Origin of the sequence: Actinomadura sp. CNU-125, assembly GCF_001942465.1 — a bacterium.
Lineage (GTDB): Bacteria > Actinomycetota > Actinomycetes > Streptosporangiales > Streptosporangiaceae > Spirillospora.
Window position 1 is genome coordinate 36,938 of sequence record NZ_MKJY01000399.1, and the last position, 12,571, is coordinate 49,508.

General features: G+C 70.5%; 15 protein-coding genes. 3 read left to right on the forward strand and 12 right to left on the reverse strand.

Annotated elements, in window-relative coordinates:
- Positions 1-12: 12 nt before the first annotated feature.
- Genes BJF79_RS34940 through BJF79_RS63065 form a run of 11 tightly spaced genes read right to left on the reverse strand, consistent with a single transcriptional unit; the run spans position 13 to position 9,044 of the window.
- The gene (locus tag BJF79_RS34940) at positions 13-741 is read right to left on the reverse strand and encodes a hypothetical protein (RefSeq protein ID WP_075903850.1); all 729 of its coding nucleotides are present in this window, start codon (positions 739-741) and stop codon (positions 13-15) included.
- A 13-nt stretch (positions 742-754) separates the two neighbouring features.
- Positions 755-2,077: an MCE family protein gene (locus BJF79_RS34945; RefSeq protein WP_075903852.1), complete on the reverse strand. Its 1,323-nt coding sequence runs from the start codon at positions 2,075-2,077 to the stop codon at positions 755-757.
- Entirely contained in the window at positions 2,074-3,189 is a 1,116-nt protein-coding gene (locus tag BJF79_RS34950) for an MlaD family protein (RefSeq protein ID WP_075903854.1), read from the reverse strand. The genes BJF79_RS34945 and BJF79_RS34950 overlap by 4 nt, the downstream gene beginning before the upstream one ends.
- Positions 3,189-4,007, reverse strand: a complete 819-nt coding sequence (locus BJF79_RS34955; RefSeq protein ID WP_262403009.1) for an MCE family protein — start codon at positions 4,005-4,007, stop codon at positions 3,189-3,191. The genes BJF79_RS34950 and BJF79_RS34955 overlap by 1 nt, the downstream gene beginning before the upstream one ends.
- On the reverse strand, positions 4,004-4,246 hold the full coding sequence (locus tag BJF79_RS63055) for a hypothetical protein (protein ID WP_262403010.1): 243 nt from the start codon (positions 4,244-4,246) through the stop codon (positions 4,004-4,006). The genes BJF79_RS34955 and BJF79_RS63055 overlap by 4 nt, the downstream gene beginning before the upstream one ends.
- Positions 4,246-5,274 (reverse strand): MCE family protein, encoded by a 1,029-nt coding sequence (locus BJF79_RS34960; RefSeq protein WP_075903856.1) that lies wholly within the window; start codon positions 5,272-5,274, stop codon positions 4,246-4,248. Before BJF79_RS34960 ends, BJF79_RS63055 begins: the two co-directional genes overlap by 1 nt.
- Positions 5,274-6,353 (reverse strand): MCE family protein, encoded by a 1,080-nt coding sequence (locus BJF79_RS34965; RefSeq protein ID WP_075903858.1) that lies wholly within the window; start codon positions 6,351-6,353, stop codon positions 5,274-5,276. Before BJF79_RS34965 ends, BJF79_RS34960 begins: the two co-directional genes overlap by 1 nt.
- The gene (locus BJF79_RS34970; protein WP_075903860.1) at positions 6,350-7,468 is read right to left on the reverse strand and encodes an MlaD family protein; all 1,119 of its coding nucleotides are present in this window, start codon (positions 7,466-7,468) and stop codon (positions 6,350-6,352) included. Before BJF79_RS34970 ends, BJF79_RS34965 begins: the two co-directional genes overlap by 4 nt.
- Positions 7,465-8,319 (reverse strand): ABC transporter permease, encoded by an 855-nt coding sequence (locus tag BJF79_RS34975; protein ID WP_075903862.1) that lies wholly within the window; start codon positions 8,317-8,319, stop codon positions 7,465-7,467. The genes BJF79_RS34970 and BJF79_RS34975 overlap by 4 nt, the downstream gene beginning before the upstream one ends.
- On the reverse strand, positions 8,320-8,832 hold the full coding sequence (locus BJF79_RS63060) for an ABC transporter permease (protein WP_262403011.1): 513 nt from the start codon (positions 8,830-8,832) through the stop codon (positions 8,320-8,322).
- On the reverse strand, positions 8,829-9,044 hold the full coding sequence (locus BJF79_RS63065; protein WP_262403012.1) for a hypothetical protein: 216 nt from the start codon (positions 9,042-9,044) through the stop codon (positions 8,829-8,831). Before BJF79_RS63065 ends, BJF79_RS63060 begins: the two co-directional genes overlap by 4 nt.
- Before the next feature lie 417 nt (positions 9,045-9,461).
- On the opposite strand from BJF79_RS63065, the gene BJF79_RS34985 reads away from it, so the two are divergent.
- From BJF79_RS34985 to BJF79_RS34995, 3 genes are all read left to right on the forward strand, one after another.
- On the forward strand, positions 9,462-9,998 hold the full coding sequence (locus BJF79_RS34985; protein ID WP_075903864.1) for a MarR family transcriptional regulator: 537 nt from the start codon (positions 9,462-9,464) through the stop codon (positions 9,996-9,998).
- A gap of 484 nt (positions 9,999-10,482) precedes the next feature.
- Positions 10,483-11,010 carry a lytic transglycosylase domain-containing protein gene (locus tag BJF79_RS63070; RefSeq protein WP_262403013.1) on the forward strand — a complete coding sequence of 176 codons (528 nt, stop codon included), beginning with the start codon at positions 10,483-10,485 and terminating at the stop codon, positions 11,008-11,010.
- A 105-nt stretch (positions 11,011-11,115) separates the two neighbouring features.
- Positions 11,116-11,733, forward strand: a complete 618-nt coding sequence (locus BJF79_RS34995; protein WP_075903866.1) for a TetR/AcrR family transcriptional regulator — start codon at positions 11,116-11,118, stop codon at positions 11,731-11,733.
- Positions 11,734-11,744: 11 nt separating this feature from the next.
- Here BJF79_RS34995 and BJF79_RS56230 read toward each other — a convergent pair.
- Positions 11,745-12,571, reverse strand: an 827-nt coding sequence (locus BJF79_RS56230) for a hypothetical protein (protein ID WP_158079381.1), incomplete at its 5' end; no start/stop codon positions are given.

Here is a 12,571-nt window from a genome sequence, read left to right on the forward strand (position 1 = left end):
TCGTCTTGGAGGTCAGCGCCAGCTTCGGGTTGTCCTTGAAGGTGTTCCCGAGGTTGGGGAGGGTGCTCTCTGCTTGAAGCTCTCCAGCAGGTCGCCGCCCATGAGCTTCTGCGCCTTGTCCATCTGCGCCTGGTAGTTCGTCGCGTTGTAGTTCAGCGCGACGTCCCCGTACGCGGACGCGACGTCCGCGACCTCCGCTCGCTCGTCCGCCTCGGACGCCGCCCCGCTCGCGCTGCGCCACTGCCAGATGGCCAGGGTCGCGAGCAGGGCGACCAGGACGACGACCACGATCAGCGGCGTCCGGCGCATGCCGAGGTACGTCGGCTCGGCCGGGTCCGCGGCGGCGGGCTTGCGGAGGCTCGGCTTGGCGCGGGGCTTCGCCGGTTCGTCGTCCGCGACGGCGTCGTCCGTCTCGTCCGCTTCGTCCTCCGGGGGTTCCAGCCGGGCGGGACGCGGCTTCGGCTTCGGCTTGGTCGCCGCGGACGCCTTGGGCTTCGCCGGTTCGGCGGACGCCTCGTCGGCGTCCTCGACCTCGACGTCGGCGTCTGCGTCGGCGTCCCCGGCGTCCTCGGCGTCGAGGGCGTCGAGCACCTCGTCGAGGTCCTCGTCGTCGATGACCTCGATGACCCGCACCCGCCGCTTGCGCTTGCCCGGACGCGCGGCCGGACGTTCCGTCCGCTCGTCCTCCGCGGCCTCCGGGGCCTCGTCCGTGCCGACCTCGTCGACGTCCCTGCTGGACATATGGGGTAACTCCTTAGGCTCTCAGTCCTTGTCCCGGCGGCGCAGCCGGGACAACCGGGACACTACGGGCACCGAGCCCGCCATGACCCTGATCAGCACCATCAGCGCGATCACCGGAGGGATGTACATCAGCCACGGCGGCGGGCCGCCGCCGGTGTCCTCCCGCGCCGCGGCCTGCTGCGCCTTCAGCTCTTCCTCCCGGCCGATCGACGTCGTGCGTCGGGATCGTCTCCCCGGGGTCCTTCGCCTTGAAGGGCGCCTGCTCGGTGTCGGCCGGCATCCGGCCGCCCGGGCAGGTCGGGACCTTGTTCACCACCGGCTGCGGCAGGGGGTACTTGTACTCCAGCGCCGCCTGCTTCTTCACCGTCAGCATGAAGATGACGTTCAGGATGGGCGCCTCTTCGGTCCCGCCGATGATGTTGTCCAGGACGACGCCGAGCTGCGGGGCCTTCGCGAGGGTCTCGTTCAGGTCGGAGAGGATCGCGGGGTTGTGCCGCTTCAGGCCCCAGTCGCCGAGCGACTGCATCGTGCACTCGAAGTCGGGGCCGGTCTTCTCCAGCAGCGTGTTGACGGTGTCGAGCAGGACCGGGCCGCGGTCGCGCAGCTCGGCGATCTCACCCTTCACCTGCCCGAGCGCCGCCGTCAGCGCGGCCAGGTTGTCGACGCCCGCGCCGAGGCTCCCCCGGTTCTGGTTCAGCACGTCGGTGATGCGGCCGAGGTCCTTGGTGAGACCGTCGAGCAGCTCGCTGTTCTGCTGGAACGTGGTGGTGAGCTGGTCGGAGCCGTTGATGATCTGCCGGAGCGAGTTCTCCCGGCCCTGCCACCCGGCGGCGAGCTCGGAGGTGAGGACCTTGGCGTCCTGCGGGTCGACGGCCTTGAGCGTGTCGATCACCGACGCGAACAGGTCGCTGTACTTGGGCGGCACCGACGTCTGCGACACCGGGATCACCGCGCCGGACTCCAGCGGCTTCGCGGCGGCCGACTTCGGGCCGGGCGTCAGCTCGACGACCGGCTCGCCGACCGCCGACTTGCGGGCCGCCGCCGCCGTGACGCCCTCGGGGACGTCGACGTCGCGCTCGATGTCGAGCTTGACGACGACCTTGTCCTCCACCAGCTCCACCGAGTCGATCTTGCCGATCCGGACGCCGAGGTAGTCGACCTCGAAGCCCGGCTGCAGTCCCGGCGAGGACTCGAACTCCACGGAGATGTTGTACGGCCGCTCGATGAAGTCGAACTTCACGACGTTGCCGAACGCCCACACCACCATGACGACGGCGAGGACGGCGAACGCCAGCAGGTTGACCGTGACGCGGTTGAACGCGAAGCGTCTCTTCATCGCTGCGGCTCCAAGAGCTTCTTGAGGTCCGGCAGCACGCCTTCGAGCCCTTCGGGCAGCTGCGGGGAACCGGCCTTCTTCTCGTTCCCGCCACCGGCGGAACCGCCGCCTCCGCCACCGCCGCCGCCGGACGAGCCGGAGCCGCCGACGCCCGGGATCACCGGCGTCCCGTCCGGCCAGACGACCTCCAGCAGCGGGTACAGCAGCAGCTGGCCGTCATAGGTCGCGAGCGGGATCTTCGTCTCGAACTCGACCATGCCGTCCACCAGGTCGGTCAGCCGCCGGCGGCTGCTGCCGAGCTGCGCGAGCACCGGATCGATGTCCTGCAGCAGCTCGCGGAACCGCCCGATCCGTCCGACCAGCACCTTGTTGTTCAGCTCGCCGGCGGCCTTCGTCAGCTCGTCCACCGCGCTGATGATCTTCTCTTTGTTCTCGTCCAGCAGCCGCGTCGTCCGTTCGATCTGCCCGGGGGCCTCGCTCAGGACGTCCTCGCGCTCGGCGAGGTCACGGCCCAGCTTGGCGAACTGGTCCACCGACTGCGCGAGCGCCCGCCGCTGGTCGGCGAACACCTGCACCAGGTCGGACGCCTGCGCGATCGTCTTGTTCAGCTTCTCGCCGTTGCCGTCGAGGGCCGTCGCGCCCGCGTTGACCACGGTCGCCAGGTCGTCCCCCGCGAGGGCCTTGATCAGCGGCCCGGCCTGCCCGACGACGTCCTCGAACGCCGGCTGCACCCGGGTGTCGCCGATCTTGCCGCCGTCGGCTAGGAACGGCCCGGCGTCCATGCTCGCGCCCGGCGGCATCTGCAGGTCGACGAAGTTCTCGCCGAGCAGCGACGTCACCTTGATCTCCGCGCGGGTGCCCTGCGGGATCCGGTAGGCGTCCTCGATCGACAGCGTCACCTCCGCCCGGTATCCCTCGACGAGCTCCACCTTCACGACGCTGCCGACCTTGATGTCGGACATCTGCACGCTGTGCCCGGCCACCAGGCCCTGGACGTCGTCGAACCGCGCCGTCAGGGTCAGGTCGCCCTTCGGCGCGCCCGCCGTCCGGTACGAGCAGCCGGACACCGCGACCGCGACGACCGCGGCGAGAACGAGGATCAGCCGGCGCATCAGTTGCCTCCCCCGTTATCCCAGGGACAGTTCGAGTTGGGCGCGGGCAGCGGGCAGCCGACCTCGTCGGTGTCCATGAGCCCCTTCAGCCAGGTCCGCAGGAACGCGTCCGTCGCGAACCGGATGTACAGCGCCTTCGTCTCCGGGTCGTAGCCGCCGATGAGGGCGTCGCTGATGCCCGGCAGGACGTTCACGAGCTGGGCGATCTCCTTGGAGTTGCCCTTGAGGACGAGCGCCGCCCGGGTCAGCACCGCCAGGTCGTACGGAAGCTGGCCCTTGTACTTGTCGAGGAGTTCCTGGCCGTTGTCGGCGAGCACCAGCATGCCCTTGATGAGCTCCTGCAGCTCGCCGCGCTCGGAGCTGAGCACCCGCGTCGCCTCGCCGAAGTTGCGGATCAGCGTGCCGAGCACCTGCTCGCGTCCGCGCACCACCCCGGCGAGCCGGTCGAGGTTCTCGGCGACCTCGATCAGCTCCTGGTCCTGCCCGGCGACGTTCTCCACCAGGCGGGCGCTCTGCTCCAGGGTGGCGTTGAACTGGCGGCCGTTGCCCTGGACGGTCCCGGCGGCGGTGCCGAGCGCCGACTGCATCTTCGTCGGGTCGAGCGCGTCCGCGAGGTTCGTGAACGCGCTGAGGGCGTCGTCCACCTCCACCGGGACGTGGGTGCGCTCGATCGGGATCTCGTCGGCCTGCTCCTTCGGCTGCCCCGGCGTCCACGCCGGATGCAGGACGAGGTTGCGCTCGCCGATCAGGTTCAGCGGGACGATCGACGCCTGCACCCCCTTCGGGAGCGGGACGTCGTCGCGGATCCGGAACGTCACCTTGATCTTGTCGCCGATGTTCTGGACGGTCTCGACCCGTCCGACGTCGCGCCCATGACCTTGACCTTCGACTCGGGGTAGAAGGAGCGGGCCTTCGGGAAGTAGACGGTCATCGTGCGGTCCTCGCCGGGCCCGGGGGCGAGCGAGCAGCCGCCCGCGGACGCGGCGAGGGTCAGGCCGAGCACGGCCGCCAGCGCCTTGCCTCTGGCGAGGACGGATCGGGGGAAGCGGCGGGACATCAGTTGCCTCCCTGGCCGGCGGGCCGCCGGGTGGAGATCGGCCCGGGCGGCTGGATCGGGCCGAGGCCGGTGAGCAGCCCCTCGATCCACCGGCCGTCGCCCTTGAGGTTCGCGACCTGCTGGAACGTGGGCCCGAGCAGCGAGAAGTCGGCGTTCAGGGCGTCCATGTTGGGCGCGAGCCGGGTGGTCAGCAGGTGCAGGTCGTCCAGCAGCTTGTCCAGTTCCTTCTGGTTGCTGTCGATGACGTTCGACAGCGTCCGGACGGTCCGGCTGCCCTGCCCGATCGTCGCGGCCAGCTCGTCGCGGCGCCGCACCAGCGTCTGCAGCAGCACCTGGCTGGAGTCGATGATCTCCCGGAGCTGCTGGTCCTTGCTCGCCAGCGTCCCGGTGATCTTCTTGCTGTTGTCGATCAGCTTCTCGATCTGCGGCGCCTGGTCGTTCAGCATCTGCGACACGTCCCGGAGGTTGACCAGGATGCGGTTCAGCTTCTTCGCGCCCGGCGACTCGATCTCGTTGATCTGGGTGAGCAGCCTGTCGATGTTCTCCGGGTCGAGGCTCCCGACGATGTCGTGCGCGCCCTCCAGCGCCTCCGGGACGGTGAACGGGACGCTCGTGCGCGACTGCGGGATCCGCCGCTGCGACTCCGGCAGTCCCGACAGGTACGGCTCGGCGACCGGGCCCGACAGCTTCAGGTAGCGGCCGCCGAGCAGCGTCGTCGTGGTGACCTCCGCGCGGGTCTGCTTGCCGAGGTCGATCCCGGCGTTCACGTGCCAGGTGATGATCACCCGGCCTTTGCCGAAGTCGGGTTCGACGCCGGTGACGCGGCCCGCCTTCACTCCGGCGACCCGCACGTCGTCGCCCGTCTTGATGCCGGCCACGTCGGCGAACTCGCCGCTCATCGTGTAGCCGCGGTCGAACAGATGCAGCTGCCCGACGGCGAACGCGAACGTCACCGACGCGCCGAGCACCGCGAGCGTGACGATCGCGACGAGCTTCTGGTTGATGTCCCGCAGCGACTTCAGTGCCATCAGTCGCCCCTCTTCGTCAGCATCGCCTGCAGCTTGTCGAGCTCCTGCTGCGTGGGCTCGTCCGTTCCGGGGGCCTTCGGCAACTGCATCTCGAACGGGCAGGGCCCGATCTGGATGTTCAGGCAGAGCGCGTTGGTGCGCAGGAAGTGCCCGCCGTTGGCGGCGGAGAACAGCTGCCGCAGCGTCAGCGGGAGCTTCTGCACCATCTGTTCGAGCTGGTCGACGTTCAGCCGGAACGTCTCGCTCAGCTCGCCCAGGTTCCGGATGATCCGCGCGAGCTGGGCGTCGTTGCCGCCGAGCACCCGGTTCAGGTTGGTGGTGACGCCCGAGATCTGCACGGTCGCGTTCTCCAGCAGCGCCCGGTTGTCGGCGAACACCTTCACGAGCGATTCGAGGTTGTCGATGCTCGCCGCGATCTGCTTGTCGCGGGTCGAGACCGCACCGCTGACCGTCTCGTAGTCGTCGATCATCTTGCTGATCGTGTCCTTGCGGGACGCGAACGTCTGCAGGAGCACGTCCAGGTTGTTCGTCAGCACCGAGATGTTCTGCTCGTTGCCTTCGAGCGCCTGTGAGAACGAGAAGAGGATCTTGTTGAGCTGCTCGGGGTCGAGGTTGCGGGTCAGCGGCCCGAGGCTGTTGACGATCGCGCCGAGGTCCACCACCGACTGCGTGTGCGGCACCCGGTCGCCGTCCTTGAGCATCTCCTTGCTCGCGCCCGGCTCCAGGTAGATGACCCGCTGGCCCATCACGTTGCGCCAGCGGATCGCGGCGGCCGAGTCCTTCGGGATCTTCAGCTCGGTGTCGACGGCCATCTCCACGACGGCCTTGCCGCGCACCACCTCGATGCCCTCGACGCGGCCGACCGGGGTCCCGGCGACCTTCACCTGGTCGCCCTCGACCAGGCCGGTGACGTCGTCGAACTTCGCCGACAGCCGGTACCGGTCGGCGAACGACGTGCCGAGGATCTGCTGCCCGATGAAGAACGTGAGGACGCCCGTCACGGCGACGAACACGACGAACTTCAGCAGCGTCCGGTAGTCCGGCCCGCGCGCGGTCTTGCCGCGCAGCAGCCCGCTCACGGCTGCCTCCCGTTCGTCCCGTTGGTCTTGTTCGCGCCGTTGGTCTTGTTCGTGCCGCCGGTGCCGTTCGACGCCCCGCCGCCGAACGACGTCTCGAACGACGTCGTCGGGCACAGGTCCCGGATGATGCCGCAGATGTCGAGCGGCAGCCGGTTGGACGCCTGCGCGATCATCGTGCCCTCCGGGCCCGGGATGCGGATGATCTGCGCGAGCAGCCGGAAGAACCCGTTCAGGCTGTCGATCATCACCGGCACGTTGCGCAGCTGCCCGTTCGCGACGTCGGCGACGTCCGCGGCTCCGTCGATGACGTCGCCGACGTTGCCGCCCTGCCGCTGCAGCGTTCCGCCGACCCGGTTCCCCAGCTCGCTCGCCTCGTCCAGCAGCCGCGTCACCTTGTCCGGCTTCGCGTTGATCACCTCGGACAGCTCGTTGAAGTCGCCCGCGACGCCCGTGACCTCGTCACCGCGCGTGCCGAGCGTCTGCGAGACGCCCGTGAGGTCGTTCAGCAGCGACCGGATCACCTCCCGGTTCCGGTGGGTCGCGTCGATGATCTTCGCGCCGTTGTCGATCGTCCGGCGCAGCGCCGGGCCCTGGCCCGACAGCCCCGCGCCGAACGTGTGCAGCAGCGTCGCGACGTCGTCCGGGTTGATCGCCTGCGTCAGCTCGTAGGTCGGCCACGCCGTGTCGGCGAGCTCCTGCGGGTCGTGCGTCTTGGCGATGTGCCCGCCGTCGTCGAGGTAGGGGCCCGACAGCTCGTGCGCGCCGAGGTTCAGGGTGAGGTCCTTCGGCCCGAACACCGACACCGGCTCGATGGACGCCACGGTCGTGTCGGGGATCTCCACGCCCTCGTCCAGTCTGAGCCGCACGCTCACCCGGCCGTCGTCGCGCAGCTCCAGCGAGGCGACCGTGCCGACCTCGATGCCGCGGATCTTCACTTCGGACTTCTCGGGGTCGAGCCCCTGCCCGGCCGTCCCGAACTGCGCGGTGTAGTAGGTCGAGCCTTCGTGCGACTGCGTGGCGCCGACCGCGATCAGCGCCGCGGACGCCGCCAGGACGCCCGCGCCGACCAGCCCGAAGATCGTCCGGGAGCGGGCGGAGAGTGTCTCGTCGCTCATCCGGTCAGCTCCACCGTGCTCCCGTGGCCCCAGAAGATGTACGACAGGACCAGGTTCATGAGGATCATCAGGATCGTGGACTCCCGGATCGCGCGGCCCGCGGCGACGCCGACGCCGACCGGGCCGCCGGCGGCGTAGTAGCCGCGGTAGCAATGGACGAACATGATGATGAACGCGAAGATCGCCACCTTGACCACGCTGTAGAACACGTCGATCGGCGGCAGGTAGAGGTGGAAGTAGTAGTCGTAGATGCCGGGCGAAAGCCCGAAGTACTGGATCGTGATGAACCGCGTGGCGAAGAACGCCATGAACAGTGACACCAGGTAGAGCGGGACGAGCGCGATCACGCCCGCCGCGACCCGGGTGCACACCAGGTAGGCGAGGGAGTTGATCCCCATGACCTCCAGCGCGTCGATCTCCTCGGAGATCCGCATCGCGCCGATCTCGGCGGTGAAGCCGGTGCCGACCTGCGCGACCAGCGCCACCCCCGCGATGATCGGGGTGACCTCGCGGACGTTGGAGTAGCTGGAGATCAGCCCGGTGAACGCCTCGGCGCCGATGCGCTCCAGGCCCGGGTAGCCCTGCAGGCCGACCATCGCGCCGGTCGCCAGCGACATCGTCGCGATCACGAAGATCATGCCGCCGCCGATGACGAGCGCGCCGACGCCGACGGTGATGTCGCTGACGTGCTTGGCGAGCGTCTTGCCGTACTTGCGCTTGAGGACGATGTCGAAGAACAGGTGGTAGAGGACCCGGCCGAGGAAGACCGGCAGGGCGGCGGAGGCCGTGAGGCCGGCCGTCCGGACCTGCACGGCCCGGCCCAGCTTGCGTACGGGGGAAATGGCGACCATCTAGAACTTCCGGGGGACGAGGACCTGGTAGACCATCTCGACCACGTAGTTGATGGCGAACACCACGATCGAGGTGACCACCACCGCACGGTTGACCGCGCGGCCGACGCCGACGGGTCCGTAGTCGCAGTTCATGCCCATGTAGCAGGCGACGGCGGCGGCGACGAAGCCGAACACCCAAGCCTTGAACAGGGTCACGACGAGGTCCGAGAACTGCAGGAGGGTCGTGGCGCCGTCGAAGAAGGCGCCGGGGCTCACGCCCTGCTGGATCACGTTGAAGTAGAAGCCGCCGAGGACGCCGGCCAGGATCACCACCGAGCACAGCAGCGCCGAGACGGTGCTCGCCGCCCACAGCCTCGGGGTGACCAGGCGGTGGATGGGGTTGATCCCCATGACCTCCATCGCCGCCAGCTCGTCGCGGATGTTGCGGGCGCCCATGTCGGACGTCATCGCCGATCCGCCCACGCCGGAGACCAGCAGCGCCGCCGCCAGCGGCGCGACCTGCTGGATCATGGCGGCGACGAGCAGCGCGCCGGTGCCGGACGCGGCGCCGAGCTGCCGCGCGATGTCCCGACCTGCAGCGAGATCGTCGCGCCGAGCGGCACCGCGATCAGCATCACCGGCACGGCGGTCACCCGCGCGAGGAACCAGCACTGCTCGATGAACTCGCCCCACCACTGGCGCAGGTCCCAGGTGCGGCGCAGCCCTCCAGGAGGGTCACGCACAGCAGCCCGGTCTCGTCGAGGGTGCGTTCGACGCGTCTGCGCGCCAGATCCGGAGCCCGGGTAAGACTCAGGGCCATCAGCCGGCGACCTCCCCCTGGGGGGCGGGGCGAAGGGTCATACCAGCCTCCTTCGTTCTCGGACGTCCGCGCTCATCCGATACGTCGGCTCTCCGCCGTCCCGGAATTGGGCGCGCGACATCCAGTTCTCCGTACGCGCGCCTTCCGATCTCGGCCGAGATCCGGTACCACAGGGGGCACGCACGGCTCGTGAGAGCACGCAGGCACCGCCTGTGATCTGGAGCACTCTATTAGAAGAAGGTCTAAGAAGCGAGTACTTACATGGGTCTTTGTCCGAAGATACGATCACCGGGTGCGAAACCCGCCACATCAGGACACAGACGCGAACGGGAGTGACGGCGTGGACCCGCTGGTCACCGGCATCAGGGACCGCTGGGACGGGCAAGGTCTCCGCGGCACCCCGGGCCCATTCATGACGATCTGCTCGGTGGAGCGCCTGCACCAGTTGCTGAAGAAGGCGCTGGACGAGGAGCTGGGCAGGTTCGATCTCAACCGCACCGGCTACACGATCCTCACGGGCCTCACGCTCATCGCCTCGGGCCGGGCCAGCCTGAGCACGCTCGGCCGCTGGCTGCTGGTGCATCCGACCACCGTCAAGCTCGCCGTCGACCAGTTGGAGGACGACGGCCTGGTGGAACGCATCCCGCACCCGACCGACCGCCGCACGACGCTCGTCCGGATCACGCTCGGCGGCCGGGAACGTGCCAATGAGGCCAACCTCGCCCTGGAAGCCCCCGGCGGCCCCTTCGCCGGGCTCGCGGGCGGCGGCCAGGACAACCTGCTCAGGTCGCTCCAGTCGGCGCGCCTCGCGGTGGGCGATCTGGAGTTCTTCGGCCCCGTCGAGGACGCTGATCCACACGGCGCGGCACACCCGTAAAATCGACGAACCGGACACAATCCTCCGCCGATAAGGCAGTCTTCTCCTATGCCCCAGAGTCACGGCACCCGCAGACGCCCCAAGCAGTCCTCCCGTTTCGCCCGTGGGAAGCAGGGCGAACAGGCGCGACCGGACGAGCCGCAGTACGGTCCGCAGGCCCCCGCTCCCGACGTCCCGTACGGCGCGGAGCCCCCGGCGGAGTTCTCCCCGGACTTCCCCGCGGACTCCCCGGCGGACTTCCCGGCGGACTCCCCGTACGGGCCCGACGGCGCCCCGCCGTCCGGACCGGCGCCGGCGGCGCGACCGTCCGCCGAGCGGTTCAAGCCGAGCCGCGGGACGGTGGTGCGCGTGCTCACGAGCAACCTCACCATCACCGCGGTGTGCCTCGGCGCGATCGCGGCCTTTCTCGTGTTCGTGCCCATCGGCGGCGACGACGAGCGGCGCGCCGCCGGAGATCGCGGCCCAGGGCATGTCGGCCAACGAGATGCTCGAGATGATGCGCGGGTCGGAGATGGACCCGGTGGCCGCCGACGCGATGGCGACCGCCAAGAAGCGCGCCTACGAGAAGCAGCAGGCGGAGGCGAAGCAGAAGAAGGCGGAGAAGGACAGCGAGGAGTCCGCCAAGAGCAGCTTCGACAAGCCCGAGCCGGAGGCGCCCGCCGGTGGCGGCGGCGCCATCCCGGACGCGCCCGCGGGCGGCGGCGACACGTCCGTCTCGCAGAACAAGGCCATCGGCAAGCGGATGAACGCGCTGAAGGGCTGGAGCGGCTGCTGGTCCGCCCTGGAGAGCCTGTGGACGAAGGAGAGCGGCTGGAACGAGCGGGCGCAGAACCCGTCCAGCGGCGCCTACGGCATCCCGCAGTCGCTTCCCGGCACCAAGATGGCCAGCGCCGGATCGGACTGGCAGACCAACGCCGCCACCCAGATCGCGTGGGGGCTGAACTACATCGACGCCCGCTACGGCACCCCGTGCGAGGCGTGGGGGCACTCGCAGAGCGTCGGCTGGTACTGAGCCGTCCACCAACGGGCGCGCGGGCGACGGCGCCCGTGCGCGACGCGGCGCGGGCGCCCGCCTGGCACCATGGGTGCATGCGGACGAGCAGGGCGCGGCAGGCCGGTGACGCCGGCGGCGAGAGTTCGGGCGGCGGCCGGCAGTGGGCGCGCGGACGCGACCCGCCAGGCGCTGCTGACGGCCGCCCAGCAGGTCTTCGCCGACCGCGGGTACGGCGACGCGGGCATCGCCGAGATCGTCGAGCGGTCCGGGATCAGCGTCGGCAGCCTGTACCACCACTACGGCGGCAAGGCCGGCCTGTACGTGGCGCTGTGGGAGGAACTCACCGGCGAGCAGGAGCGGCGCGCGGCGCAGGCCGTGTCGGCCGCCCGCGACGACGGCGAGAACGACCCGATCGCCCAGTTCATCGCGGGCGCCCGCGCCTACCTGCGGGTGTGCTGGGAGCGCCGCGAGGCGGCCCGCCTGTTCCTCGGCGGCGAGGGCCCGCCCGGATCGTCCCTCATGCGCCGCAGCCGCACCCAGCGGTGGGTCGCGCGGAACACCAAACTGCTGCGCGGCCGCACCGGGCCCGGCGCGTCCCGGCGCGCCGACGAAGTGCTCGGGCTCGTGCTCACCACCGTGATCGGCGAAGCCGGGCGGGAGATCGCCACGGCCGAGAACGAGACCGAGGCCGGCGAGATCCTCGAAGAGGTCTGCCGGATCCTCATCCGGCTCGCGCGCTGACCCGCGCGTGCTCAGGGCCGCGGGCGGGGCGGCTCGGCGGGCAGCAGCGCCACGCGCATCCCGTGCTTGGACGGGCGTCCGCGCGAGTCGACGGGCCCGTACGTCCGGCCGTACACGCGGCGCGGCGGCGGGCCCGAGCGGCGCGACAGCCGGATCCGCAGCAGCGCCAGCGTCACCGCCGACCCGAGCGCGGCGAGCACCCCCGCCTGCAGGGCCCCGAGTTCCTCGATGGGGGACGCGTCGTCCGGCAGGGCGCGCAGGTTGGACATCGGCACGACCGCGTCCGACAGCGGCGCGACCCGCGGGGACGAGACGGGCGGGAGCGCGATCTGCGGGGCCTGGATCTCGCCGAGCAGGCCGGGCACCGACGACGGCAGCCCGGAGACCACGCCCGGCGGCGGCGACACCGGCGGCAGCGACCCCGACGCCAGCGCCGCGAGGTCGGCGGGCACGCCGCCCGACGGGTCGGTGACGACGAGGGTGAATGAGCGCGACGCGGCCTTCACGCCGGAGGCGGACACCTTCACGGTCACGCGGATCGCGCGCGGGTCGGCGCCCGCGGGGACGCTGACGGTCACCGTCGAGTTCCCGCCGCCGGAGCCGAGCGTCCCGATGTTCCGCTTCGCCGGGCTGACGGACGCGCCCGGCGCCGACACGGTCAGGACGGCGCCCTTCGCGGTCGTCCCGAACGCCCAGTAGTGCGCCGTCACCCGGATCGAACCGCCGGGCCGCACCTTCGTCGCGGTCGCCGACAGTTCGACGGCCAGCCGCTTCGGTCCGCTCGGCTCGCCCGGATCGGTGGGCGTCGGCGTCGTCGGGGTCGGCGTCGGGGTCGGGG

Coding starts and splice junctions, on each gene's coding strand:
- BJF79_RS34940 (WP_075903850.1), bottom strand. CDS start 741: ATGTCCAGCAGGGACGTCGACGAGGTCGGCACGGACGAGGCCCCGGAG.
- BJF79_RS34945 (WP_075903852.1), bottom strand. CDS start 2,077: ATGAAGAGACGCTTCGCGTTCAACCGCGTCACGGTCAACCTGCTGGCG.
- BJF79_RS34950 (WP_075903854.1), bottom strand. CDS start 3,189: ATGCGCCGGCTGATCCTCGTTCTCGCCGCGGTCGTCGCGGTCGCGGTG.
- BJF79_RS63055 (WP_262403010.1), bottom strand. CDS start 4,246: ATGTCCCGCCGCTTCCCCCGATCCGTCCTCGCCAGAGGCAAGGCGCTG.
- BJF79_RS34960 (WP_075903856.1), bottom strand. CDS start 5,274: ATGGCACTGAAGTCGCTGCGGGACATCAACCAGAAGCTCGTCGCGATC.
- BJF79_RS34970 (WP_075903860.1), bottom strand. CDS start 7,468: ATGAGCGACGAGACACTCTCCGCCCGCTCCCGGACGATCTTCGGGCTG.
- BJF79_RS34975 (WP_075903862.1), bottom strand. CDS start 8,319: ATGGTCGCCATTTCCCCCGTACGCAAGCTGGGCCGGGCCGTGCAGGTC.
- BJF79_RS63060 (WP_262403011.1), bottom strand. CDS start 8,832: ATGATCCAGCAGGTCGCGCCGCTGGCGGCGGCGCTGCTGGTCTCCGGC.
- BJF79_RS63070 (WP_262403013.1), top strand. CDS start 10,483: ATGCTCGAGATGATGCGCGGGTCGGAGATGGACCCGGTGGCCGCCGAC.